The sequence below is a fragment of the Rickettsia endosymbiont of Proechinophthirus fluctus genome (assembly GCF_001602635.1).
GTDB classification, from domain to species: Bacteria; Pseudomonadota; Alphaproteobacteria; order Rickettsiales; family Rickettsiaceae; genus Rickettsia; species Rickettsia rickettsii.
Map to the genome: position 1 here is coordinate 710,207 of NZ_LECS01000004.1, position 25,158 is coordinate 735,364.

The window sequence follows — 25,158 nt, forward strand, 5'->3', positions numbered from 1 at the left end:
CCCTGACGATGGACGTTATAAGCATCTAGCCGGTAAATCAGCTATAACCCCACTTTTTAATGAGCAAGTTCCACTGCTTGCTGACCCTTTAGTACGACAAGATAAAGGTACGGGACTGGTAATGTGCTGTACGTTTGGTGATCAAACGGATATTACTTGGTGGAAGACGCATAATCTACCTTTAAAAACTATTATCACTAAAAAAGGTACAATAGACTTCCAACATGACACTTCTATAGATGGGTTGAAAATTAAAGAAGCTCGAACAAAAATAATAGATATTTTAAAAGAACAAGAGTTGCTTATTACACAAGAAGACATCTCTCATACTGTTAAATGTGCCGAGAGATCAGGTGCTCCTCTTGAGATACTAACTGTACCGCAATGGTTCGTTAAAACTATATCACATAAAGAAGAATTGCTTAAAAGAGCGAATGAGTTAAATTGGCATCCTAAAAATATGAAGATTCGTTTAGAGAATTGGATTAATGCCATTAGTTGGGATTGGTGTATAAGTAGGCAGCGTTATTTTGGTGTGCCTTTCCCTGTTTGGTACTCTAAAAGAGTAGGTGAGGAAGGAAAAATCTTATATGCCGATGTTACACAGCTACCTATCGATCCGTTAAAAGATTTACCTATGGGTTATAGTAAAGAAGAAGTAGAACCTGATTATGACGTAATGGATACTTGGGCAACAAGTTCCGTTTCGCCTCAACTTTCTACTCATGGGATTTCTGACGATTTCGCTGTTAATAAAGATAGGCACGATAAATTATTTCCGATGGATTTAAGACCTCAAGCACATGAAATTATCAGAACTTGGGCGTTCTATACTATTTTAAAAGCTCATTTACACCAAAATACTTTGCCGTGGAAAAACATCATGATAAGCGGTTGGTGTTTAGCTGAAGATCGAAGTAAAATGTCAAAATCTAAGGGCAATGTTTTAGTTCCTGAAAAACTGTTAGAACAATATGGTTCCGACGTGATACGTTATTGGTCGGCAAATTCAAAGCTAGGTGCTGATACCGCCTATTCTGAAGACGTTATGAAAAACGGCAAAAGGCTTGTTAACAAGCTATGGAATGCCGCTAAATTTGTTTTTATACATTTTGATAAACTAAAAGGTGAAGATAAAAAAGCGAGTTTACTCGATATTAAAGAAAAAATCACTAACGAGTTTGATAAATGGATGGTTAATAAGCTAGTGGAATTAGTTAAGCTAGCTACAAATGAGTTACAAAACTACGAATATGCAAATGCTATGCATCTGACGGAAAAATTCTTTTGGGTGATATTTTGTGATAATTATTTAGAAATAAGCAAAACAAGAAGCTATGATGAGGAACACAAAAATCCACAAGGACAATATAGTAGCATATTAACTTTATATCATGTTATGCAAACGTTACTGAAACTATTTGCACCTTTCATGCCGCATATTACCGAAGAATTATACCAAATATTATATAGTGAAAATTCTATTCATGTTAAAGGTAGCTGGGTTAATTACAGTGACTTAAATTATGAAATCAATGCAAAAGGAGCAGAAGGGCTGCTTGAAATACTAGATATCGTCAGAAAATTCAAAGCTGAGAAGAATCTATCTATAAAAGCTCCAATAAAATTGCTTGAAGTTAGCGGCATAGTATTATCTGCAGAATTAGCAGAAGATTTAAAAAACGTCACATCGGCAGAAGAAATACAATTTGAGATGAAAGATGATAAAATTAAAGTCAATATTATCCTTTAAAAATATTATAGGTTTAATATTAATTATATTTGCCGGGATATTTTTTTATGCTTATATATTAGAACATGACTGGCGATATGTAACCTTAAGTGATGAACAAGTAAAAAAATACAGGATTAGCGAGAAAAAAGCTATTGCCCTTTATCAGTTAATGAAAGACACTCATGAGCTACTTGGTAAGAATAATATTAATTATTGGATAGACGGCGGCACTCTGCTTGGAGCCGTTAGACATCAAGGCATAATTCCTTTTGACGATGATTTAGATATCGGCATTATGCATGAAGACGAAATACGTTTGCAACAAATATTACCGCAATTTGAACAACTTGGTTATACTGTTTCCTATAAGAGAGCTTATAATATATGCAAAAAAGCTTGTTTAGATATTTTCATTTTTCATAAAGAACAAAACAAATTTATATATACTAATTTAGCGGTGCGAAATAAGTATCCGAAGAGTGCATTTTATGATAATGAATTATATCCTTTAAAAAAATATAAATTCGGTAGTATAGAGGTTTACGGTCCCACTGATCCTATAGGAAATCTAAATAGGCAATATCCAGAATGGGATAAGTATGCAGTGATAGAGCAATCCCATAGCTTACATTTACCTTTTTTATCGAATATCGAGAAAAAAACTAAATTTATATTAACGCCGGAATTGTTAAAACCGGCTCAGCCTTTTAGTCCTTTAGAGGATAGAATAAACTGTTAAACAAATTGAGATAAAAAAGTCATAACCGGTTGTTTTATATAGATTAAAAATATTATATCAGCAGGGGAAATGTAATTTAAGATTCAAGGTGATAAAATTAAAGTCAATATTATCCTTTAAAAATATTTTACGCTCAATCCTTACTATTTTCGTCGGTATATTGTGTTATGCTTATCTACTAGAACATGACTGGCGATATGTAACCTTAAGTGATGAACAAGTAAAAAAATACAGGATTAGCGAGAAAAAAGCTATTGCCCTTTATCAGTTAATGAAAGACACTCATGAGCTACTTGGTAAGAATAATATTAATTATTGGATAGACGGCGGCACTCTGCTTGGAGCCGTTAGACATCAAGGCATAATTCCTTTTGACGATGATTTAGATATCGGCATTATGCATGAAGACGAAATACGTTTACAACAAATATTACCACAATTTGAACAATTAGGATATCATGTTAAACATAATAAAATTTATGTAATTTGCGGAGAAAGATGCCTAGATATTTTCGTATTTCATAAAGAAAATGATAAATTTGTTCATTTTAATCAAAGTATGCGTAATAAATATCCAAATGATTTTTTTTATGATTATGAGTTATATCCTTTAAAAAAATATAAATTTGGTAGTATAGAAGTATATGGGCCATCTGAATATAAAGAGAATTTGAATAGACAATATCTAGAATGGGATAAATATGCAATAATATACAGCCCTCATAGCTTACATTTACCTTTTTTATCGAATATCGAGAAAAAAACTAAATTTATATTAACACCGGAATTGTTAAAACCGGCTCAGCCACTCGGACCGCTAGAAGATAAAGTGAATATAGTGAATTCAGCTACATTTAGTGGTATGTGCGAGGATACAGCTTATCATTAAATATCGAATTGGTAATGACTATTTCGATATAAGCAACGAAATAGTCATATGATTTACATTTGCCTAGATTACCTTTTTTGCAAAAATTCATATCAAACAAGTTAAGAAAGTAATAGCCGGTACTATCCAAAACCCGGTGTATCAAAGCAAGAGTCTGAAATAGCTTGTTTATTTTGAATTACTTAAAAACTAAACTCAGGGTTAAGTAATGCATAAAAATATTTTAAGCTTGAAGAAACGGTTGAGTCACTTACTTTTGCTTCCACTAAAATCCAAGGTTGGTTATCTTTTGTTATTACTCAATCGACTGCACGTTTTTGTTTATCACGCAGATAGTATAAACCAAAATCACTAAGCCCTGTTTCGTTCCAAAAATATACGGCTTTTAAAAGGTAAGAAGCTACAAGATTTTCAAATCTCGTTCCTATATCTTTTATTTGCGATCAATCCCAAAGGTAAATTTAGGGCTCTTTTATCAAACTTTTTACAACATTTTTAGACCAAGGTTTGATAGCAAAACAATAATAATGCTTTTCTAGCAAAGAGAGCCATCTTCTTATTGTTTGGTCTGAAACTCTAACTTTGTTAGCAAGGTTTGTATAGCTTATTAATGAGCCGGCTTGTTCATTTATAATGCTAGCAAGTAATTCTAACGCATAAATATTGTTGATATCTTCAGTATTGCTTACATCTTCTCTAAATAATTGCTCGAATCTTTGATTACTCATATTCTATGAAATTTAGCAGTTGCTTTTAAATAACTTTCTGCAAATCCTCCAAAATTTATTAAAGCTTCAAATTCATCTATAGTGATATTTTTGGGGCTTTTTATATAATCAATGTCATTATCAAAATTTTTAGCTATTTCAGATACCGATAACGGATGCACGGTTAAACTTATATAACGTCCCATTAGGCTATCACCGCCTTTTTTATATATATTTAATTTGGCATTACCTGTTATAATAAATTCAATATTTTCTCCGAATTTATCATAAAATCCTTTTACAAGATTTTTCCAATCTTTATATTTATGAATTTCATCTAATATTAAGCACGGTTTCTTATCGGATATAGTAGAAAGTAGATTTTTAAAAAGTTCAGTGTGTTTGTTTAAGATTTTATTTCTATTTTCTAGATAATCCCAATTGAGGTAAATTGAATTAGGATTAGGCTTAATCACTTGTTTTGATATTGTAGTTTTTCCTACGTGCCTTGCTCCGCTTATAAATACAAGCTTACCATAATTTGTTAGATATTCTTCAACTTGCTTTTTATATAACCTATCCATTATTATATTTCTATAAGTTTATAAAAATATTATAGGCTAATATCGAAATAGTCTTACTTGTAGTATTGAAATTGAGCATTGCCTAGAAAAAGTTGTTTTATAGTTTANNNTCATTCCCATGAAAGCGGGAATGCTTTGTTGCGTGGACCCGTTTCCTAATTGTCATCCCGCGACTTGATCACGGGATCCAGTTTAAAACATTAAAATTTTAGTATTTTAAGTTGTATTTTTGGATATCGTGGTCCAAGCCACGGCATAACACTGAACGGGTTTTTAGGTCTACACAACAAGACCTGCGCAGGCATGACATAAAACGAGCCATGCAACAACACCTGCAGTAACTCACAATGACTATATCAACCTTTTCTAGGCAATGCCAAAATAATTAGTGCAAATTATACGGTACTTTAGTATTATTTAACATTAAACTTTGCTTCATTCTATGCCTTATTTATTACCCACTATTATAACTACGCTACTTATTTTATTAGCGCTAATAATTTGGTTTTATGTAAAAACTCAAACCTTAAGGACACAGCTACAATTTTTATCAGAGCAGCATCTAGAAATTAGCAATAACAACCAATTATTAAATCAAGAAAAGATAGGATATTTACAGAAAATTGAGCAATTGCAGTGTAAAATAGAATATCAAGCACAGACTATTAAGGATTCAGAAAAAATAAGAGAAGAGTCATTTTCATCGGCTAAAGCTGCATTATTTGATTTAGGTCAAGATTTGTCTAAACAATTAATAGCAATACATAAAATGGAAAACACGGCGGCAAGAGAGCTAGCCGAGAAAAATATCGCTACTGCTTCAGGAAAATTTAATAGTGAGTTTGAACGGTTAATTACGATGGTGGGAGCATTAAATAAAGATATAGAGCAATCAAAAGGTACGGTTGATTTGATAAAACAGTCTCTACTTTCTCCGATCGGGGCGGGACTACTTGCTGAGATTACCCTTGAGAATATCTTAAAATCTTCGGGCTTACGTCCTAATTTAGATTTCATTATGCAATACGGTCTAACGACATTAGATAGCGGAAAGCTAAGACCTGATGCGCTCATTTTTCTTCCTTCCGGTAATTTAATGGTTATTGATTCTAAAGCTTCAAAGTTTCTTGTAGACGAGCAAGATAATAACATGAGTCTTAATAAAACTATGAATTACCATTTAAAATCTTTGGCGAATAAAGAATATGCCGCAAATATTTTAACTAATCTAAACAAAAAGGATCAGAGCTTTAACAATGTTATTACTTTAATGTTTTTGCCGACTGAACAAGCGGTTGAGAAAGTTATTGCAGCCGACCCTGAATTTTTACAAAAAGCTTGGGGCTGTAATATCTTTCCAGTAGGACCTAGCGGACTTATGAATATGCTATCATTTGCAAAATTTCAAATTACCGATCATCGCCGCTCAGAAAATTATAAGGTAATCATTGAAGAAGTGAGAAAGCTATTAAGCTCCATCGGTACTATGGCAGATTATTCTCAAAAGATCGGTAATAACCTGCATAATATGGTTACTAATTACGATAAATTTGCTGCCTCGTTTAATCGTAATTTTATGTCAAGAGTAAAGAATATTCAAAAACTCGGTATTGATTCAGGGAATAAAGCTATGCCGGCTACCTTAGAGCGTTATCAAATCGTTTCCTCTAAATCTGAGATTATTGAAGTGGACGCAGAAAATCCACCAAAAATAGCAGAAAAATTATAAATAAATTTTTCTCGTAATAGGTAATTTAAATGTTAAAAAAACTTTCCATAATGTGTATAGCCATATTGTTACTACGTGTAAGCATATAAGATTGAAGCTTCTAAAAAAGAAAACAAACATGCTATAAGGATGAGTTTTATTAATATGTGGCCGGGCTTTACAATAGACGAGCTACCGATGATAAAAGAAATCATTGAAGAAAACGGATGAACAATTGTTATAGATCATAACAATTATGACCTTATTATTGATAGTGTTTTTGGTCAAAGAACTATTAGTAATAAAGATAGTATAAAGATATTTTTTACCAGTGAATCGGTTAGACCAAAGCTAGAAAATTATAACATATCTATAGGTTTTGATTATATAGATCATCTTATATAAGAATACCTTTATATTATATGTATTGTACTAATGACATCAGTACTTGAATATAAACCTCAAAATACAATCCGAACAAAACGTATTTTGCTTGTTTCTTAGTCTCTAACGGTATAGAAGATCCTGAGAACGACGGCTGCATAGCAAGAAAAATCGATTTTTCATAAATTGTCGCTGTATAAAAAAGTAGTAAGCGGGATGTAAACCCTAATTCAGTAATATTTGCTAAAGATTATTCAGAAGAAGATTTATATAATAATATTATTTTTGTTGATAAAGATGATGAAAAATATTATAAGATATATATACCGGCTTCAGAAAATAATTACCTTTATTAAATACAAATTAAAAACTATTTTTATAATATCAATTATTTATTTGTTTATCATTACTTTTTATTAAAAACTTATCAAATAGGTTCTTGCTCCACTTGAATAAAAAGATATTAAAATTTTTATAGTAAACCTACGCAGCACTGATAGATATAACAATATTAGTAAACAATTCGACAATAATAATTTATTCTATGAAAGGTTTAGTGCAGTAGACGGTTATAATTTATCTATAACAGATTCAGGGGGCAAAAGATTTACCGGATTAGATGTAAAAAATAACCCTACTCTTTTATCCCTTAATAACGGTTATACTGTACTTTGTCCTTCGGAAAATATAAATTATTATTCCGATAGCAAAATATTAAATCATACTTTAACGGCAGGTGAACTCGGTTGTTATTGTAACCATAGAGAAATTTGACTTAAAATGGTTAAAGACAATATACCTGATACCCTAATAATAGAAGATGATGCTATACTATTTAAATCTTTAATAGACTCAAACATTATTCAAGGTACTATCGCTACGGTCAATCTTGCCGCATCATTATAGTAAAACTTTTGAAAAAACACATCATTAGTTAATGTTTTGTTGGTGATATTTTCTATAACTTTATTGCCGTAATATGTTGATACTAATATAAAGAAGCAAGACGCATGAATTTAATAGAAGTTGATGCATAAAACATTGGATCTTCATAAAATCCTAATGCTGGATTACGAAAATAAAAACAGATATAATCCAAAATCAGTGTGGCTATTGCCGAACATATAGCAGTACTCTTCCATCCATGATAGATACTAAAAAATAAAATAAATAGGATATGTAGTTTACAAATTTTATTAATACTAGCTTATACTCTACTATTAACATATCTTAAGCCAATATTGTGGCTAGATCTGCTTGGCCGATATTTAAAAATATTCCAGTAATATTACTTACTTTAGTATTCATGGCAATAGAACGAGATAAATAATGGATTATCTTTTTATAAAAACTATGCATATTATTAGCTCTACCACTTTATTTGGTACTGCTTTTTTTATGTGGTGGCAAATAAAAAACCGGTGATTTGAATGCAACGGCATATGCAACTCGCACTACAATAGCTGATCTTCTTTTTACTACTCCAACTGTGATAATTCAACCGGTTAGCGGCATAATATTAGTAAATATGCTTGGCTATAATTATTTTGATTTATGACTTACCTTAACTTATAGTAGATACATCATCGCCGGTAGTTGTTGGCTTCTGGTGGTATGGACTCAAATTCCACTACAAAATATGGCACTTGAAGCATTAAAACCATGAACTCCCCTACCAGAAAAATATTATAAATTATTTAAATTATGATTCTACCTAGGCTGGCCGGTATTTATCAGTTTGAGTATTATTTTTTTCTTAATGGTATTTAAACCGCTATAATACTAGTTTATGATAAATTTTATACTAAATTAGTATTGTCCTGTGGTCAAGCTGGCATTGTTGTGTGGATACCCACCCATCATTGTGAACAGTCGTAGGTCTTGTTGCAGGCTTGTTTATGTCATTCCCACGTAGGCGGGAATCCAGTAAAACATATAAAAAACTTGTGTTGTATAGGTTTACTTTATCACATGTCTCACTTCTTACATCAATATTGAAGTTATTCTTCTGGATTTCCGCCTACGCGGGAATGACATAGAGAAAAAATAATATTTACGCCGGTATATCTGCAATAATCGGTTGTTTTTTGTTTGATTTTGTAGAAATGAGAGAGGTCATTATCGGTTCGACTAAGCCGTTAACTACCTCTTTTGTAATAGTAACACGCTGTTTTTTTAGCTCGGCAACTTTATACATACTATCAAGCAAAAGATGCTCAAGTATTGAACGAAGTCCTCTTGCTCCCGTCTTTTTAGCTAGAGCTTTTTCGGCAATAGTTTCTAAGGCTGAATCATCAATTACAAGCTCAGCATCATCAAGCTCAAATTGTTTCTGATATTGCTTTACTATGGCGTTCTTAGGCTTAGTTAAAATTGTAATTAAAGCTTCTTTGTCTAACTCATCTAAAGTAGTAACGATAGGTAATCTACCGATAAATTCAGGAATTAAACCGAATTTAGTTAAATCCTCAATCTCTAGGGATTTAAGAATCTCACTATTATTTTTCTCTTTATCTATATTTACGTTAGCTGCAAAGCCTATAGAACTATGATTAGTTCTTGAGGTTATAATGCTATCAATCCCCATAAAAGCACCACCACAAATAAATAAGATATTTGAAGTATCTAACTGTACGAAATCTTGTTGTGGGTGTTTCCTACCGCCTTGAGGAGGCACGGAAGCAACTGTTCCTTCCATAATTTTAAGTAATGCCTGCTGTACTCCTTCACCCGATACATCCCGTGTAATAGAAGGATTCTCCGATTTACTGGCAATTTTATCAACCTCGTCAATATAAATTATACCTTTTTGTGCTTTTGCTACATTAAACTCAGATGCTATCAATAAACGTAGTAATATATTCTCAACATCTTCACCGACATACCCGGCTTCCGTTAAAGAAGTAGCATCCGCCATAGTAAAAGGTACGTCTAAAATTTTAGCAAGCGTTTGAGCAAGTACAGTTTTTCCTGAACCAGTAGGACCGATCAGTAAGATATTCGACTTATTAAGCTCAACGTCATTATTGCCGGATTGTACATATTCAAGCCTCTTATAATGGTTATAAACCGCTACTGCTAAAATCTTTTTCGCTTGATCTTGGCCAACTACATAATCATTTAGAATGCCACATATTTTTTGCGGCGTTGGAATTGAAGAAGTAATTTGCTTTAAAGCAACTTTATTTTCTTCTTTCATAATATCTGTACATAAATCTATACATTCATCACAAATAAATACTGCAGGACCTGCTATCAGTTTTTTTACTTCATGTTGTTTTTTACTACAAAACGAACAAACCAATGCTTTTTTATCAGCTTCTACTACCATTAACTTTCTTTTTTATGTTTATTTTAACAATTCTTATTATAGTACTCTTGCGTATATATAATAATCTTTATGCTCATTTGCAACTATTTCGTATTTTTTAAGAATTCCTTCCCTAGCCAAACCGCATCTCTCAAGAAGATTAATTGAACGAAAATTATCAGTAATTACTGTTGCTTGTACTCTTATAATACCAATATAATCAGCAAATTTTAAAATATTCTTTATAGATTTTAACATCATACCTTGACCCCAAAAATTAGGATCTAGATCATAACTTATTTCTGCTCTATGATGCTCTAGATTTATTATATTAAAACCGGCAGTACCTATTAATTTATTATCGTCTTTAATGGCAATTCCCCAATAAAAACTTCTATGATTTTTATATAAACTAGACCAATAACGTATTTCCTCTCCGGCTTCTTCTACGTCTTTAGGCCTATTGCTATCAGTTATATAAATAGCCATTTCCGGCTTACTCATATAATTAAAATAATCTTGTGCATCCTCCACGACTAACTCGCGTAAAACTATATCGTTTAAATCAAGCACAGGAAAAGGGGCATATAAATGTCCTCTATTTATCATATATACTAACTACTTTTCTGTATAATATAAATATTGCATATTCATATTATACAGAAGATTTTTAAATAATGAGTATACAAGGTGAACAACGGTTTCCACCTTGGATACAAATTTACTTCATATTATTTTATTATTAATTTTATCTATGAGTATATATCTATAATGATACATACTGAATCGGGTCTTGTACATTATTCTTTTTAAAAGCATCAAGTCGTACAATGCATGATAGACATTGACCACAAGATAAACCGTCTTCTGTTGGATCATAACATGATATTGTTTTACTATAATCTACTCCAAGCTCAAGCCCTTTTTTAATTATTTGCTCTTTGGTCATATTTATTAAAGGAGCATGGATAGTAATTTTTTCTCCATTTACTCCTACCCTAGTTGCTAAATTTGCCATTGCTTCAAAAGATTTTATATATTCAGGACGACAATCAGGATAGTTAGTATAATCATTAGTGTGTACCCCAATAAAAATATCTCTAGCTCCTATAATCTCAGCAACTCCTAGTGCATAGCTTAAAAATATTGTATTACGTGCCGGTACATAAGTAACCGGTATGTCACTTGGTAATTGATCTGTGTTTTTAAATTTTGGTACATCTATATTATCATCAGTCAATGCAGAACCGATAAATGACTGCAAATCAATATTAATAACCCTATGTTGTTTTACATTATAATCTTTAATTAATCCTTGGATTTTTTGGACTTCTAGACTATTGCGTCTATGATAATTAAAACTTAGAGCATAAATTTCATAATCCGTTTTGCTAACTATCTCAAGAACCGTAGTAGAATCAGGTCCACCGCTTAATAAAATAACTGCTTTTTTTTTCATTGTTTTACCGATAAAGTTAATTTTTGAGATACTAAAGCATTTAAACTAATTTTTGCTCTAAGTGCTTCAAGTACTAAAGCTCGATGCACACGTTTATCTACTCTAACATTAAACTGTCCGCTATACTCTTTCCTAGACGGAGCTAAGGGGATAGGTTGATTATGACTTATATAACTTTCTTTCATTAAAGTCCAAGCTTTTTGTAATTCTTGCAGTGCTTGTTCAGGTGCATTACCAAAAGCTGATACATTCGGTAGCTCTTCAAACCTTGCTAGCCAATCTCCATCCATATCTTTAAAAAGTTCTATAGTAAACCCATCAAATGTATCATTTGTTTTCATCTTCATTTCCTTTTGCAAAGTTTAAAAATGGTCAAACTTGATATTCTTTTTCCATATTTCCAAAAGGGTGAATAGATAACCTATTTCCTTTGGGCAAGTACCAAATCTGATTGCTACCTTTTTGCCTATCTTTAACCCAACCGCACTTAGTCATTAAAGTATGAATCAGAGAAACTGAGTCCTTTAGGATTTTGTTTAGCTTTCTTTATTTATAAGTTTCATATACTGATTCATGTTGTAACTATATATAGTTATAATATATAAGTCAAATAAATATATGTTAATACAATAAATATTCTTGACTAACTCCTTCTGATAATCTAAATTTATGTTGTTAATTTATGGCGGGTGTAGCTCAGTTGGTTAGAGCATTAGGTTGTGGTTCTGAGGGTCGCGGGTTCGAATCCCGTCACTCGCCCCATATTTTGGAATTGTTGTGTGGTTACCAAATCATCATTGCGAAGAAAATTACAAAGTAATTGACGAAGCAATCCAGTAAAAAATGCTAAAATTAGTACTTTTTTGTTATTTTTCTAGATTGCCATGTCGCTTCGCTCCTTGCAATGATGATTTGACATCCATGCAACAAAACCTACAGTCGCTCGCAATGACATTTTTTTCTTATGGATATCAAACTTTTATATAGACTAGCTAAATATCTAAGGTTCTATAAAAAAGATTTGATCATCGTTATGATCTCTTTACTTAGCGTATCAGCTTCATTATTACTAATCGGTAGTGTTTTTAGAAATTTAGTTGATAAAGGCTTGAGCAAAGACCATATTTTATCGGTTGATAAATCTATATTATATATTTGTTTATTAATTATCATCTTAAGTATTGCTAGTTTTTTTCGTTCATATTTTATCAATAATGTTGCTGAAAAGGCAGTTAATCAAATAAGAAAAGAAGCTTATAGTAATTTAATTAATTATGAAATTGAAGAGTTTGAAGAACTAAAAATCGGCGATATAATTTCACGCCTAACAAATGATATAGATCAAATATCTACTCTCATCGTTAATTTCTTATCTTTTTTTATTCGCAATTCGGTGATGCTAATTGGCAGCATTACATTAATGTTTTTTGAAAGCTTTAAACTCGCTTCTATAGTCATTATTACCATTCCTATCTTATTAATTCCTTTAATTAAATTCGGCAAGCATGTTAAGGTTTTATCTAAAAAAGCTCTAGAATCTAAGTCACTTTTAGCATCGGATATTGATGAAACTTTTAATAATATTAGAGCTATTTATGCTTTTAACCATCAAATAAACAAAATTGCCGATTTTGACACTAAATTACAAAACTATTTAATATACTGCAAAACCCGTTTAAAAATTCGTGCTTTATTCTTTGCGATTTCAATAGCCGTTATATTTCTTGCGATTACTTTAGTCGTTTGGATCGGAGCTTCAGATATAGTGAAAGGTCATTTATCTGCGGGACAAATTATCTCGTTTATTTATTATGCGATTATCGCCGGAGTTAGCTGTGGCGGTATTTTTGAGTTACTAAGCGAAATGCATTTACCTGTTACAGCCCTTGAGAGAATAATTACAATTATAGATAAGACACCTATAGCACATAATAATTACTTAGAATTAAATAATTCCGATCCAATCTCGATAGAATTCAAAAATGTTGATTTTACCTATCATTCAAGACCTAATTTAAGGATTATTAATAATATGTCTTTGAAGATAAATGCCAATAAGTTTCTTGGTATTGTAGGTAGATCAGGTGCAGGAAAAAGTACTGTGATACAGTTACTGCTGCGTTTTTACCGGCAAGAAAACGGCACTATCCTTATTAACAATCAAGATATAACTCTTTTAAATCCTGCTGAAATTCGTAAATTAATTGCCTATGTGCCTCAAGAGGCTAGCATTTTTTCCGGCACTATAAAATCAAATATTATATTTGGTAATAATGAAGCAAGCGACGACGAAATAAATGAGATAATAAAAATTACAGGAATAGAAGAATTTGCTGCTAAACTTCATGACGGTATAAATGCTAAAATCGGTGAAAGAGGGGTTAGATTATCAGGAGGACAGAAACAACGAATAGCTATTGCTAGAGCATTACTACGCATGCCGCAAATTTTGCTTCTTGATGAGGCAATGAGTGCTTTAGATACGATGAGCGAACAGAAATTACTAGAGTCTATAAAAAAAATAATGAGAGGGAACATTATTATATCAATTGCCCATCGCATTAGTAGTATAGAATCAGCTGATTATATTTTAGTCATAGATAAAGGAGGAGTAGTTGCTGAAGGATCACATAATGATTTATCTAAAAACTCAGAAATTTATCGAAATATTTGCAGAGAGCAGTTAACAATATAAAGGGGTATGTCATTCCTGCAAAAGCAGGAATCCAGTCAACCTCAATGTCATACCACGACTTGAGTGTGGTATCTTAGGGCATAATCTGTGACACAAGATCCCGTGGTCAAGCCACGGTATGATACTGAACGCTTTTTACTAGATTCCTGCTTTCGCGGGAATGACAATAAAGTATATAATTGATATATTTATTACAATAAAAGTTCCTTAGTATAAAAAATTTAAATGTTTAATATAATTTAGCTTGAAAGCTGCCGTAGCTTTGTTATAATCGCAATTACAAAACAAAAAAGGTTTACAAAATGAAAAATTTATTAAAGATTTTATTAATTCTAACTTTCGCGAGCTCAGTATTTGCTTCATCAATGCAAATGCCTGCCCCAGCTTCAGTTACAACAACCCAAATACAAGCTATGAGTACTGACGATCAACAAGCTTGGGTTGCTAGTTTAACAGCAGATCAGTATAATATGTTAAGTCCTGATGTTCAAAAGTGGGTAATGGAGAATGCTACCGATACTCAAAAACAAGCTTTAGGAATTAATCAGTAATATTTTAATTAATTTTTAAAATTGATAGGGGACTGGGAACAAAATAATTTTAATTGATAATTAAAAAGAATTTTTAGCGAAAATTAATAAGAGTTTTGAAGGAGTAGTTAATCCTATTTTAAAAAAGCCTTATAATTTGCAGTAAAAATAAATTTAATTAGCTTTAAAATTTATTTTGTTAATAGTCCCACATGTTAGAAATCATCATTATTATTAACATATATTACTAAAAGTTTCTGCTTGCACTTCCTTTCAGTCTTCCTGTTATCGTATCATGTATATACTCCTGATAAATAAAAATTGCTAGACGAGCATAAGTATTCATTTATTCTTTCTTTAGTAAAACAATACACTAATTATTGTAAGCTATAAGAATATAGAAAGCTAATTTGTTGTGTGGCTTTGCTGCCATTCCTGCGTCCTTATTTATGTCATTCCTGCAAAAATGTTGTTGCGTGGATCGGTTTTTCCATCATTGCGAGAAAATTTACAATAATAAATTGATGAAGCAATCTTAGGAAGAATGCCTGAGATTGCCATGCTCACTAACTTTCGCTCACAATGACGATGTGGTATCTATGCAACAATGCCTCGCAGGGATGACATCGCGCAAGGCTTTCGGCTTCAATAATACTTTGCTAAAATAACCTCAAACTAACAATTAATTATGAAATTAATTATTACCGTAATCATCATGGAAATACTCGCTGGAGCGGAAATAGATTTATTCATTCCAAGTCTTCCTGAAATACAAGATACATTCAACCTTTCAACTTTTATGACAGAGTTACTACTTGGTGTTAATCTAACTGCTTATTGTATTACTTCGCTTATAGTCGGTAATTTAGGAGATAGGTACGGACGCAGACCGATTATTATACTCGGTTTACTGATTTTTAATCTTGGTATTTTATTTTGTGTATTTGCAAATAATTATGCAGCGATATTATTTGGAAGATTTTTGCAAGGATGCGGGATATCATCGGTTGCAGTACTAGTATATATTGTTCTTGCCGATATTTATTCGGTACAAGAACAGCAAAGATTCATGGGCATTTTAAACGGCACTATTGCCCTTTCTATGGCAATAGCACCAATTATAGGTAGCTATGTCAATTTATTTTGGGGCTGGCGTGGCAATTTTGTTGTGTTGCTTATAGTAGGTTTGATCAGCCTAATTCTTGGTATATTATTTATTCCAAAAAGAGAAGTTAATAAAAAAATACGTACTTCTTTAAAAGAATATATACCTATCTTCAAATCGCCAAAAGCTATATATTATATACTTACAATGATATTTCTTGCACAAGGATATTGGATATTTATTGGGATTGCTCCTATTTTATATATGCAAGATTTAGGTGTAACTTTAGAATATTTCGGATTTTATCAAGGAGCCATGGCAGCTCTATTCTCAATTATGAGCTTTTCAAGCGGTTATTGCTTTAAAAAATTCGGTATTAAAAATTGCTTCTATTTTGGAGTTATATTTATAATACTATTCCTACTAGGCAATAGCATATTAGTTGTATATAATATTAATAATCCTTTAACCATAACAATAGTTACTTTATTATTATCTCTTGGCGTGATATATCCGATTAACATATTATGGCCATTGCTTTTAGAAGCTATTCCGGACGGTAAAGCTCGTATGATGGCTATTTTCACTGTGGCTAGATTGATTTTAACGGCATTTGGGCTGCAATTAGTAGGATTTTTATATAACGGTACTTTTACTCCTCTTGGCATTACTATATCCAGTATGACACTATTTGGGTTAGTAGCATTACCTAAATTATTTAAGTATGATAAAATCTTTGAGATTTCTAGTAACGTGTAGATGTTTTTATGTCATCAATTGTGTCGTCATTGCGAGGGAAAACTGTAAGTGTTGACGAAACAATCTCAGGAATTTGTTATTATTTCATAAGATTGCCACGCAACCTACGGCTGTTCACAATGACAAAAAAGCTAATTCACACAGGAATAACCTAGAAACGGATGTAAGAAAAAATAAACAAATGATCAATAACAATTTTATCTTCAAGATAGCTTTCAGATATTTTAGAGCTAAGAAAAACGAAAAGTTTGTTTCTATTATTTCTGCCTTTTCTTTAGTGGGCGTCATGATCGGCGTTGCAGCATTGATAGTAGTCATGTCCGTTATGAACGGTTTTCATATAGAACTTACTAAAAATATTATCGGCTTAAATGGGGATATAGTGATAAATCGGCAAGGTGGTAGTATTGATAACTATGAAGAGATTAAAGCCAAACTCCTAAAACAAGATTATGTAAAACATGTAACATTCATTGCTCACGGTCAAGCTTTGGCTCTTGGTAAAAGTAATAATAGCGGTGTGCTTGTTAAAGGTATGAAATTAAAGGATCTAAGTGTAAGAAATGAAATTTTTAAAAATGTAAATTTTGGTAGTTTTGATAATTTTCACGGCAAAAACGTAATAGCACTCGGAGAACAATTAGCAAGCAATTTAGGCGTAACTGTTGGGGATAAGATTAGATTAATTTCACCGAATTCAGTTTCTACCACCTTTGGCAGTATGCCAAGATCAAAAGAATTTAAAGTTATAGTAATTTTCAATAGCGGTATGTATGATTATGATTTGACAACGATATTAATGCCGCTTACCGCAGCACAAAATTTCTTATCTCTCGGCAACGATATTAATTTAATCGAAATTAATAGTCTAGATCCCGATAAAGCTCTCACATATTCACATAAAATACAATCACTCTTAGGTCCAACCCTATATGTATTTAATTGGCAAACCTTAAATTCACAATTTTTAAGTGCTCTTGCTGTTGAACGTACGGCTATGTTTACTATTCTATCTTTAATTATTACGGTTGCCGCATTTAATATTATTTCAAGCTTATTTATGCTTGTTAAAGATAAAACTTCAGATATTGCAATTCTTAGAACTATGGGAGCAAGCACTAAGCAAATAATGCTTATTTTTATCTATAACGGAATGTTTATAGGATTACTTGGCACAACACTAGGTGTAATCCTTGGTGTTACCTTTTCTTATAATATTCAAACTATCAAGAATTATTTGGAGCGTATAACCGGTACTAAAATTTTCGAGGCAGCTATTTATTTTCTTTATAGTTTACCTTCAAAAGTAAGAGCTGAGGATATTATTTTAATTACCTCTTTATCTATAATATTGTGTTTTCTTGCGACAATTTATCCTTCTTATAGAGCCTCAAAATTAAATCCCGTGGATGCCCTAAGATATGAATAATACAGTCCTCATTTTAAAAAATATCTCAAAACATTACAGCCAAGGTAAAACTATTGTTAGAGTACTAGATGATCTTAATCTAACGGTTAATGAAGGTGAATTAATCGCTATAATAGGTTCTTCAGGTAGCGGCAAATCAACTTTACTACATATTGCCGGCTTGCTTGATAAACCTACAAAAGGTCAAGTCATCATACCAAATAGCAAGTATCAAAAATATCATCTAATTCGTCTTCATTATTTAGGTTTTATCTATCAACAACATCACTTACTTAAAGATTTTACTGCTCTTGAAAATGTTATTATGCCAAGGCTTATTAGTGGTCTTGATCAAAAAGAAGCAATAGAAAATGCAACAAAGATATTAGATGATTTAGGGCTTGGGAAAAAACTCTATAATATGCCTGGAGAATTATCGGGAGGAGAACAACAACGGGTCGCTATAGCTCGGAGCTTAATTAATAAGCCGAAAATTATTTTAGCAGATGAACCGACAGGTAATTTAGATCCCAAAACTACAAATGAAGTATTTAATTTATTTTTAAAAGTAGCAAAAGAACAAAATACCGCAATTATTATGGTAACACATAACCATGAATTAGCACATAAAATGGATAAATTATATAAGCTAAAGCACAGATTATTAAATATAGCTTGATTTAAAGCTCAAAAATTCTAATAATTATATGTAGATTCTGTGAAGATTTCTAAAAAGATTTAATTTTGGCTCTTTTTGGCTGCAAATTATAAGATTTTTTTGAAATATGAATAACTATTCCTTCAAAAACCTTATAATTTTTGCTCAAAAATATCTTAAAATAGCAAATCAATTAGAAATTTTCACAGAACCCAATATTCTTTTAATAAAGGTTAGTAATGGCTAAGCCTATTATATTTACTCTGTTGCTTGGAGATGAAGATCGGATATTAGAGAAAATAAACAAGCAGGAAACTCAAAATAAACTGCCTATTATCCGGCTAGAGGTTAATAAAGCATCACATATACCCGATAAAGAACGTATTTTTTCAGAGATCTTACAAGAATCCCACAAAAAGGGCAAAACACCGATTTTTAATATTCAACTTAATAACAATAATATACAACCCATTTTTAAGGTACAAGATTTAATTAATTTACAAAATTTAAATATAAAAACTACTATTACTTTTGATCAATATAATTCATTACCCCAAAATTCTGAACTAGAAGCTTATTGGAAGCAAATTATGAAAAAAGTTGATCATGTTTTTTTTACAAATGAAGTAGATCAAAATTTATCTATAGCCGATGGTATAGTACCAAAAGATAAAGCCACTACAATTACGGATATAAGTTTAGTAACATCTGTTTTTAACAATCTTGTATCTGATCGTAAAATTGATCAATTACTTTCCGGTACAATACCTGATAAAGAAAAGCTAGATAAAATAATAAAAAACGCTAAAAATCAAGGCGGTAGAGTGATTATAGAAACTTGGCCTCTTTCTGCAGACGAAGCAACAAATCTTATCACTGCTAAATTCGGTATTACCTCTGAAGATCAAATTTACGGATTAAAACTCGAAATTAATGAAATCTTAAAAGATGCAAATAATGCTGCTGAAAACTTAAAAAAATATGTATCACAAATATCTAGGCAATTTCAAAAAGATTTAGGTAAAACTGATATAAATCCTATTGACTTTCATTTTATTAATACAAAGAAAGTTATGAATGATAGACCTAAGGATATACAAGTAGAACAAACAATATCATATGAACCTCCAAAAGCAAACCAACCACAACCGCAAGTTTTTTTTAAAAGAATTTTTAACTATTTTAAAGATATAATAACTAGTTTTAAAGAAGCAATATTCAGCAAAAAAGAAGAACCTAAAACTCACGAATCAACAACTCCAACTACGGAAGCAAAGCTGACAATAACAGAAGAACCACTAACCACTGTTGCATCTTCTATAAATCCACCGCAACAGCAAGTTCCCGCTAATAATCAAAAACCATGGGGAAAATTAGGAATTCCACAGGAAATGTATAAGGAATCTCTAAAAGCAGAACAACAATTAGCCAAACCAGTAATAGAGCCAAAACAGCAGATACCTAAACAAAAATCATCACTGGTTATAAATACTGAAGATCAAGTTGGTGTTTATAATACAGGAAATATAAAACAACCTACTTATTTATACACTGAAGATGATATAAAAAATATATTGGAAGCAAATATAGATAAGAATATGTTCTCTATATTTCATCATGCCTCTTTAGAAGAGCCGGAAATACTAAAAGATACTCTTCGTATTACAGTAGAGGATTTAATACTAGATAATAAGCCTGCAATTATACCACTAAATACAGGACATAAACATTGGTTACTCTTAATGGCTAGTAAAGATGATAAAGGTAATATAAACTTTATGTATAATGATCCCTATGGTGAGCCATTGGAATCTCAACCAAAAGTAACAGAATATATTACCGAAATTTATCCCGATGCAAAAATAACAGACCTAAATACCAAACAACAAGCGAATGTATATGATTGCGGAGTTTTCGTATGCGATAGTGCGATCAAACTCTCTAAAGGGCAAAAAATTCTAACTACTGAAGAATCTAAAGACCAAGGTATAAATTTAAGGGAAGCTCAAGCTAATACATTATTAATACAGCAACAAGCAATAGCGATTAGACACGAATCATGCAAGACATCATCAACAAATAACAAATTTCACAATCTTATTAACAGCCGAAAAACAAAAGATACTAAAAGGAATCGTTGATAACAAAAAAACATTAGGCAAAATCTATAATTACTAATATAATTATTTATAGTTAATTTATATTTTAACAAAGGATGACTACCATACTTGTGATCGTTATTATAATAATGATCGCCTTATCTGCTTTATTTGCCGCTACCGAAACTGCTATTACCGCTTCTTCCCCAGGGAAGATTCATAAGCTTAAAATCGCCGGTAATAAGCGTGCTAAAACAATTTTAGAGGTTCTTAAGAAAAAAGAAAAGGTCATAGGAACTTTATTAATAGGTAATAGTTTAATCAATACTGTTTGTACCACTATTGCTACTACTCTCTTTATTAGCTTTCTTGGAGATAATGGACCCATTGTTGCTTCCGGCGTTATGGCTTTTATAATTATTGTTTTTGCCGAAGTAGTACCGAAAGCAATAGCCGTTGCTAAACCTGAACAATTAGCATTAAAAATGGCTTCAACTATCGTAATATTTTTAAAGCTTTTCAAACCTATTAATATTACTCTTGATTACATTACAAAAATATTTTGCTTCATATTTCGTATTAATTTAAATCCTCAAATATCAGGAACGGAAGAAGTAAGAGGCGTGATTGAGCATTACCATCAAGAAGGCGGAGTTTATAAATCTGATCGTAATATGCTCGGCGGGATATTAGATATACGTAATATGACGGTATCGGAAATTATGACTCACAGAAGTAGTATTATAGCCCTTAATATCGACCTACCTCATGAAGTGATAATTAAAACTTTATTATCGGGTGCTCATACACGTATACCTTTGTGGCAAGATAATAGAGATAATATAATAGGGATTCTCAATCTAAAAGATTTGCTTAAAGCATTATACGAAAATAATAATGATGCAAAAAAAGTTGATATTAATAAACTTCTAACTCCACCTTGGTTTATCCCTGAGAATGCACTTGTAGTAGACCAGCTACATGCATTTAGAGAACGTAATAATCATTTTGCTTGTGTTGTAGATGAGTATGGTACTCTACTAGGTATTATTACTCTTGAAGATATTATAGAAGAAATTGTCGGACCCATTACTGATGAACATGATAGACTTAATAATGAAATTATTAAGAAGTCTAATACCGAGTTCATTATAAAAGGAACTACGACTATTAGAGATATTAACCGAGAACTTGATTGGAATTTATCGGATGAAGATGCAAACACTATAGCAGGATTAATAATCCATAAAATTGCTAGAATTCCAAATCAAGGGGAAGTAATTGAAATATTTAATTTAAAGGTAATCATTTTAAAGAAAATTGCCAATAAGATTGATAGCGTAAAAATTACCGTATTACCTACTACCGAGGCAACAATAAGCAGTGAGTGAAATCGGTAATTTTTTACTACTAACAACGATGTACTTGTCGGTTATCGGTTTGTCTTTTGTCTTTTATGTCATTCCTGTGAAAGCGGGAATCCATAAAAAATCTCTATTTTATAGACTGGATTGCCGCTTTCGCGGGAATGACAACTACCTCATTACTTACCCCTTCTACATAGCTGCCTCATGTACTATACTTGCCTTTTTGACCCTAGTCTATACTTTTATTATCTCTGACTTTTCACTACAAAATGTTTTCTTAAATTCCAGTACTTTAAAACCTTTAATATATAAAATAGCCGGTAGTTGGTCGAGCCACGAAGGCTCAATGTTATTATGGTTTTGTTTATTACAAATCGTTAGTTGCTGTTATATATTTTTACTTGAAGATAACCGTCTTAAATTTTTATCTATTATTATTCTATCAGCCATACAATTATTTTTTAGCAGCTTTATTTACTTTACCTCCAATCCTTTTAACGTATTTTCGTTCGTTCCTAAAGAAGGGTTAGGCTTAAACCCAATGCTACAAGATATTGCTTTGAGCATCCATCCTCCTCTGCTTTATTTAGGCTATGTTAGCTATGTAGTACCGTTTACTATTGTTTGTGCCTCTATGTCATTCTCATACCCACTTATGTCATTCCCGCGAAAGCGGGAATCCATTAATGACATAAGACTTCTCAAAACATTTTCCAATATCGGTATCTTATTTACTACCATAGGAATTAGCCTTGGTTCTTGGTGGGCATATAGAGAACTCGGCTGGGGCGGATTTTGGTTTTTTGATCCGGTAGAAAATATTTCACTATTTCCTTGGTTATCCGGAATTATGCTCCATCATTCTATAATTGTAACAACAAAAACCAGACGTATGCAAAACTGGACAGTAATTTTATCCATCATTACTTTTTTATTAGTAATATTTAGTGCTTTTTTAGTACGTTCCGGTTTTATTACCTCAATTCACTCTTTTGCATTCTCACCTGAGAGACGAATATACTTGCTTGGGATATTTTTGATTATGGGGATTGGTAGTATTGGGTGGTATACTACCACATCATTGCGAGGAAATGCATTAGCATTGACGAAGCAATCTCAGAAAACTAACCGAGATTGCCACAGCCACTTTCGTGGCTTTGCAATGACGAATTGTGGAAACTCTATACTCCTTGGTAATATATTCCTCCTTCTTAGCCTTATTGTGCTAATAGCTGCCACACTTTATCCGCCAATTTACTCTTTATTCGATGATAAATCTATTATTATTAGTGAAACATTTTTTGTTAATAATTTTATTATATTCGTTATCCCTATTCTTGGTACCATAGGATTATTTACTACCAGAAGCTCTATTAAAAAACATATTATAATTCTAATATTATCTCTAATAATTACTTATTTAATATCATTAAAAGTAACATTTAGTGTTATATCGATTTTAACTATAATCGCATCTATATTTCTTATGCTTCATAATATTCATTATCTTTTGGTTAAAACTAATTATTGTAGAAATAGACTTAAAGCAAGTAACGCTAGTATGATCCTTGGGCATTTTGGTTTTGCACTAATTAGTTTTAGTATTACTATGAATACATTATTACAAAGTGAAATGGATTTTACCAGCAGAGTAGGAACAAGTAAAACATTTAACGAATTTAAAGTAACATTGCAAAATATTAAGTTTGCTCAAGGTAAAAATTATTATAGACAAATCGCTGAATTTTGGATTGAGGATAATAGCCGTAATATAACCATATTAAAGCCGGAAAATAGACTTTATATAGTTGAAAAGAGTTTATCGCAAGAAAGTGATATATACTCTTACTTATTATATGATCTTTACGCAGTTTTAAGTAATATAGACGGCGATATAATCCATGCTAAAATATATTACAAACCAATGATAAGCTTTATTTGGCTTGGAATTATTCTTACCGCGTCCGGTTTTTTTATTGCACTAATCAGAAAAAATTCTAGCTAATTTGCACCATCACATTTAAGGTTTAAAATTTTAATACTATTCGGATGATCAGCACCGAATTGTTCTATCTGATTATTACTGAATTTTTCATACCACAATTTCTTAGGTCAAGTACAACTCTGCAAAATACATATTACTTATTTCATACACATTTTTCATATTTTCCTTATAATTATTCCAATATATATTTTCAGCAGTAGCATAAGCATCTACCGCCTCCTCATTTTGATTAAGTAACACTAGTGCATCCCCTTCAGCAACAAATGTTTTTGCCAAATCTATATCCGGTGATATAATAATCTCTTTGTTAGGTCTAGTTGGAGCATTAAGAAAAATTGCTTTAGCTTTTTTATTCTAGAGCTTCGGTAACATCACCTAAACCTAGTTTTGCTCTTGATTTTTGGGTAAAAATTCGTCCAAATACTTGATTTGCCTCTTTTTTTACTCGACTTATTCATATCATATACTTCTTCTAATAAAGAAAGAGCTGCCTGATGTTTCTTAAGATTATTTAATACATCTAATTTAATGAGATATGAACCGGTAAGAAATAAATCTTGAGGTTTCATCCCGTTTTCGATACAAGCATTTATAGTATCGTCAATTCTTCTTCATGCTTCATAATTTTACCTTAGATATTCAATAATTTAGCTTTTGCATAAAATATAGTTGCTATGTCAGTTTGATATCTACTAGATTTTGATTGAACATATCTTCCATCATTTGGATATTTTTTTCTGCTTCTTCTAGATTTCCTAGCTGAATATTGGATATAGCCGAACCGAAAACTACATTACATTTTATGGAATCATATACTTTCACTTCATCAAATACCTGCTTAGCTTTCATATCTATTCAATTACTTTTTTAGGATTTGACCAAGTTCTATAATACCACCCTATGCATCCTAAATATGCAGCATAAGCAAATTTTTCTTCATTATTCATTGTCCATAATTTAAATTTACCTTTTTGATCGTTTTTATCAAACCAATTTACTAATTTTTTTGAGTTATAT

Annotated in this window: 26 protein-coding genes, 1 tRNA gene and 1 pseudogene; 17 read left to right on the forward strand and 11 right to left on the reverse strand. The window is 31.5% G+C overall.

Annotated elements, in window-relative coordinates:
• The 3 genes from BG75_RS05685 to BG75_RS05695 all read left to right on the forward strand — a co-directional run.
• Positions 1-1,753, forward strand: a 1,753-nt coding sequence (locus tag BG75_RS05685) for a valine--tRNA ligase (protein WP_252903687.1), incomplete at its 5' end; no start/stop codon positions are given.
• On the forward strand, positions 1,722-2,474 hold the full coding sequence (locus tag BG75_RS05690; RefSeq protein ID WP_062811736.1) for a LicD family protein: 753 nt from the start codon (positions 1,722-1,724) through the stop codon (positions 2,472-2,474). The genes BG75_RS05685 and BG75_RS05690, both read left to right, overlap by 32 nt.
• An 88-nt stretch (positions 2,475-2,562) precedes the next feature.
• Positions 2,563-3,363, forward strand: coding sequence for a LicD family protein (locus tag BG75_RS05695; RefSeq protein ID WP_062811737.1), 801 nt, complete (start codon positions 2,563-2,565; stop codon positions 3,361-3,363).
• Between the two features lie 461 nt (positions 3,364-3,824).
• On the opposite strand, the gene BG75_RS10130 is transcribed toward BG75_RS05695, so the two are convergent.
• Together BG75_RS10130 and BG75_RS10135 are read right to left on the reverse strand one after the other, a co-directional pair.
• Complete coding sequence (locus BG75_RS10130) at positions 3,825-4,091, reverse strand: DUF4143 domain-containing protein (RefSeq protein ID WP_252903688.1); 267 nt, start codon at positions 4,089-4,091, stop codon at positions 3,825-3,827.
• Positions 4,088-4,654: an ATP-binding protein gene (locus BG75_RS10135; RefSeq protein ID WP_252903689.1), complete on the reverse strand. Its 567-nt coding sequence runs from the start codon at positions 4,652-4,654 to the stop codon at positions 4,088-4,090. The genes BG75_RS10130 and BG75_RS10135 overlap by 4 nt, the downstream gene beginning before the upstream one ends.
• A 442-nt stretch (positions 4,655-5,096) precedes the next feature.
• Between BG75_RS10135 and BG75_RS05705 the strand changes: the two genes are divergently transcribed.
• The 4 genes from BG75_RS05705 to BG75_RS10405 all read left to right on the forward strand — a co-directional run bounded on the left by BG75_RS05705 (position 5,097) and on the right by BG75_RS10405 (position 7,652).
• Complete coding sequence (locus BG75_RS05705; RefSeq protein WP_062811738.1) at positions 5,097-6,383, forward strand: DNA recombination protein RmuC; 1,287 nt, start codon at positions 5,097-5,099, stop codon at positions 6,381-6,383.
• 273 nt (positions 6,384-6,656) lie between these two features.
• Positions 6,657-6,767, forward strand: coding sequence for a hypothetical protein (locus tag BG75_RS10140; protein ID WP_252903744.1), 111 nt, complete (start codon positions 6,657-6,659; stop codon positions 6,765-6,767).
• 489 nt (positions 6,768-7,256) lie between these two features.
• On the forward strand, positions 7,257-7,520 hold the full coding sequence (locus BG75_RS10145) for a hypothetical protein (RefSeq protein WP_252903745.1): 264 nt from the start codon (positions 7,257-7,259) through the stop codon (positions 7,518-7,520).
• A 6-nt stretch (positions 7,521-7,526) separates the two neighbouring features.
• A complete protein-coding gene (locus tag BG75_RS10405) occupies positions 7,527-7,652 on the forward strand; it encodes a hypothetical protein (RefSeq protein WP_305140739.1) in 126 nt (41 codons plus the stop codon).
• Here BG75_RS10405 and BG75_RS10840 read toward each other — a convergent pair.
• A pseudogene (locus tag BG75_RS10840) lies at positions 7,613-7,896 on the reverse strand (hypothetical protein); the annotation flags it as partial. The gene BG75_RS10405 and the pseudogene BG75_RS10840 overlap by 40 nt on opposite strands.
• 276 nt (positions 7,897-8,172) lie before the next feature.
• Here BG75_RS10840 and BG75_RS10150 point away from each other — a divergent pair.
• Positions 8,173-8,304 (forward strand): DUF2269 family protein, encoded by a 132-nt coding sequence (locus BG75_RS10150; RefSeq protein WP_012262556.1) that lies wholly within the window; start codon positions 8,173-8,175, stop codon positions 8,302-8,304.
• Positions 8,305-8,799: 495 nt separating this feature from the next.
• On the opposite strand, the gene clpX is transcribed toward BG75_RS10150, so the two are convergent.
• The 5 genes from clpX to BG75_RS10725 all read right to left on the reverse strand — a co-directional run bounded on the left by clpX (position 8,800) and on the right by BG75_RS10725 (position 12,010).
• Complete coding sequence (gene clpX, locus BG75_RS05715) at positions 8,800-10,077, reverse strand: ATP-dependent Clp protease ATP-binding subunit ClpX (protein ID WP_062811739.1); 1,278 nt, start codon at positions 10,075-10,077, stop codon at positions 8,800-8,802.
• Positions 10,078-10,113: 36 nt separating this feature from the next.
• Positions 10,114-10,665, reverse strand: coding sequence for a GNAT family N-acetyltransferase (locus tag BG75_RS05720; RefSeq protein WP_062811740.1), 552 nt, complete (start codon positions 10,663-10,665; stop codon positions 10,114-10,116).
• A 157-nt stretch (positions 10,666-10,822) separates the two neighbouring features.
• Complete coding sequence (gene queC / locus BG75_RS05725) at positions 10,823-11,515, reverse strand: 7-cyano-7-deazaguanine synthase QueC (protein WP_062811741.1); 693 nt, start codon at positions 11,513-11,515, stop codon at positions 10,823-10,825.
• Positions 11,512-11,856, reverse strand: a complete 345-nt coding sequence (locus BG75_RS05730) for a toxin-antitoxin system HicB family antitoxin (RefSeq protein ID WP_062811897.1) — start codon at positions 11,854-11,856, stop codon at positions 11,512-11,514. The genes queC and BG75_RS05730 overlap by 4 nt, the downstream gene beginning before the upstream one ends.
• 31 nt (positions 11,857-11,887) lie before the next feature.
• Positions 11,888-12,010, reverse strand: a complete 123-nt coding sequence (locus tag BG75_RS10725) for a type II toxin-antitoxin system HicA family toxin (protein ID WP_156468982.1) — start codon at positions 12,008-12,010, stop codon at positions 11,888-11,890.
• A gap of 190 nt (positions 12,011-12,200) precedes the next feature.
• Between BG75_RS10725 and BG75_RS05735 the strand changes: the two genes are divergently transcribed.
• The 9 genes from BG75_RS05735 (at position 12,201) to BG75_RS05775 (ending at position 24,141) form a co-directional block, all read left to right on the forward strand.
• Positions 12,201-12,277: transfer RNA gene (locus BG75_RS05735), tRNA-His, on the forward strand.
• A gap of 202 nt (positions 12,278-12,479) precedes the next feature.
• Positions 12,480-14,210: an ABC transporter ATP-binding protein gene (locus BG75_RS05740; RefSeq protein ID WP_062811742.1), complete on the forward strand. Its 1,731-nt coding sequence runs from the start codon at positions 12,480-12,482 to the stop codon at positions 14,208-14,210.
• Between the two features lie 302 nt (positions 14,211-14,512).
• Positions 14,513-14,761, forward strand: a complete 249-nt coding sequence (locus tag BG75_RS05745; protein WP_062811743.1) for a DUF2673 domain-containing protein — start codon at positions 14,513-14,515, stop codon at positions 14,759-14,761.
• Between the two features lie 667 nt (positions 14,762-15,428).
• Positions 15,429-16,604, forward strand: coding sequence for a multidrug effflux MFS transporter (locus BG75_RS05750; protein ID WP_062811744.1), 1,176 nt, complete (start codon positions 15,429-15,431; stop codon positions 16,602-16,604).
• Positions 16,605-16,785: 181 nt separating this feature from the next.
• Positions 16,786-18,033, forward strand: coding sequence for a lipoprotein-releasing ABC transporter permease subunit (locus BG75_RS05755; protein WP_062811898.1), 1,248 nt, complete (start codon positions 16,786-16,788; stop codon positions 18,031-18,033).
• Positions 18,026-18,691: an ABC transporter ATP-binding protein gene (locus BG75_RS05760; RefSeq protein WP_062811745.1), complete on the forward strand. Its 666-nt coding sequence runs from the start codon at positions 18,026-18,028 to the stop codon at positions 18,689-18,691. The genes BG75_RS05755 and BG75_RS05760 overlap by 8 nt, the downstream gene beginning before the upstream one ends.
• A 218-nt stretch (positions 18,692-18,909) precedes the next feature.
• Positions 18,910-20,811: a Ulp1 family isopeptidase gene (locus tag BG75_RS05765; RefSeq protein ID WP_062811746.1), complete on the forward strand. Its 1,902-nt coding sequence runs from the start codon at positions 18,910-18,912 to the stop codon at positions 20,809-20,811.
• Positions 20,812-20,885: 74 nt separating this feature from the next.
• A complete protein-coding gene (locus BG75_RS05770) occupies positions 20,886-22,160 on the forward strand; it encodes an HlyC/CorC family transporter (RefSeq protein ID WP_062811747.1) in 1,275 nt (424 codons plus the stop codon).
• On the forward strand, positions 22,153-24,141 hold the full coding sequence (locus BG75_RS05775; RefSeq protein ID WP_084777243.1) for a heme lyase CcmF/NrfE family subunit: 1,989 nt from the start codon (positions 22,153-22,155) through the stop codon (positions 24,139-24,141). Before BG75_RS05770 ends, BG75_RS05775 begins: the two co-directional genes overlap by 8 nt.
• 102 nt (positions 24,142-24,243) lie before the next feature.
• On the opposite strand, the gene BG75_RS10155 is transcribed toward BG75_RS05775, so the two are convergent.
• The 3 genes from BG75_RS10155 to BG75_RS05785 all read right to left on the reverse strand — a co-directional run bounded on the left by BG75_RS10155 (position 24,244) and on the right by BG75_RS05785 (position 24,990).
• Complete coding sequence (locus BG75_RS10155; protein ID WP_196242465.1) at positions 24,244-24,417, reverse strand: hypothetical protein; 174 nt, start codon at positions 24,415-24,417, stop codon at positions 24,244-24,246.
• 95 nt (positions 24,418-24,512) lie between these two features.
• Positions 24,513-24,710, reverse strand: coding sequence for a hypothetical protein (locus tag BG75_RS08825; RefSeq protein ID WP_062811749.1), 198 nt, complete (start codon positions 24,708-24,710; stop codon positions 24,513-24,515).
• A gap of 103 nt (positions 24,711-24,813) precedes the next feature.
• Positions 24,814-24,990, reverse strand: coding sequence for a hypothetical protein (locus BG75_RS05785; RefSeq protein WP_252903690.1), 177 nt, complete (start codon positions 24,988-24,990; stop codon positions 24,814-24,816).
• Positions 24,991-25,158 lie beyond the last annotated feature (168 nt).

Bases quoted from the DNA above. Each gene is read 5' to 3' on its own strand.
- BG75_RS05690 (WP_062811736.1), top strand. From the start codon at position 1,722: ATGATAAAATTAAAGTCAATATTATCCTTTAAAAATATTATAGGTTTA.
- BG75_RS10130 (WP_252903688.1), bottom strand. From the start codon at position 4,091: ATGAGTAATCAAAGATTCGAGCAATTATTTAGAGAAGATGTAAGCAAT.
- BG75_RS10135 (WP_252903689.1), bottom strand. From the start codon at position 4,654: ATGGATAGGTTATATAAAAAGCAAGTTGAAGAATATCTAACAAATTAT.
- BG75_RS05705 (WP_062811738.1), top strand. From the start codon at position 5,097: ATGCCTTATTTATTACCCACTATTATAACTACGCTACTTATTTTATTA.
- BG75_RS10405 (WP_305140739.1), top strand. From the start codon at position 7,527: ATGGTTAAAGACAATATACCTGATACCCTAATAATAGAAGATGATGCT.
- clpX (WP_062811739.1), bottom strand. From the start codon at position 10,077: ATGGTAGTAGAAGCTGATAAAAAAGCATTGGTTTGTTCGTTTTGTAGT.
- BG75_RS05720 (WP_062811740.1), bottom strand. From the start codon at position 10,665: ATGATAAATAGAGGACATTTATATGCCCCTTTTCCTGTGCTTGATTTA.
- queC (WP_062811741.1), bottom strand. From the start codon at position 11,515: ATGAAAAAAAAAGCAGTTATTTTATTAAGCGGTGGACCTGATTCTACT.
- BG75_RS05730 (WP_062811897.1), bottom strand. From the start codon at position 11,856: ATGAAAACAAATGATACATTTGATGGGTTTACTATAGAACTTTTTAAA.
- BG75_RS10725 (WP_156468982.1), bottom strand. From the start codon at position 12,010: ATGACTAAGTGCGGTTGGGTTAAAGATAGGCAAAAAGGTAGCAATCAG.
- BG75_RS05740 (WP_062811742.1), top strand. From the start codon at position 12,480: ATGGATATCAAACTTTTATATAGACTAGCTAAATATCTAAGGTTCTAT.
- BG75_RS05745 (WP_062811743.1), top strand. From the start codon at position 14,513: ATGAAAAATTTATTAAAGATTTTATTAATTCTAACTTTCGCGAGCTCA.
- BG75_RS05750 (WP_062811744.1), top strand. From the start codon at position 15,429: ATGAAATTAATTATTACCGTAATCATCATGGAAATACTCGCTGGAGCG.
- BG75_RS05755 (WP_062811898.1), top strand. From the start codon at position 16,786: ATGATCAATAACAATTTTATCTTCAAGATAGCTTTCAGATATTTTAGA.
- BG75_RS05760 (WP_062811745.1), top strand. From the start codon at position 18,026: ATGAATAATACAGTCCTCATTTTAAAAAATATCTCAAAACATTACAGC.
- BG75_RS05765 (WP_062811746.1), top strand. From the start codon at position 18,910: ATGGCTAAGCCTATTATATTTACTCTGTTGCTTGGAGATGAAGATCGG.
- BG75_RS05770 (WP_062811747.1), top strand. From the start codon at position 20,886: ATGACTACCATACTTGTGATCGTTATTATAATAATGATCGCCTTATCT.
- BG75_RS08825 (WP_062811749.1), bottom strand. From the start codon at position 24,710: ATGAAACCTCAAGATTTATTTCTTACCGGTTCATATCTCATTAAATTA.
- BG75_RS05785 (WP_252903690.1), bottom strand. From the start codon at position 24,990: ATGAAAGCTAAGCAGGTATTTGATGAAGTGAAAGTATATGATTCCATA.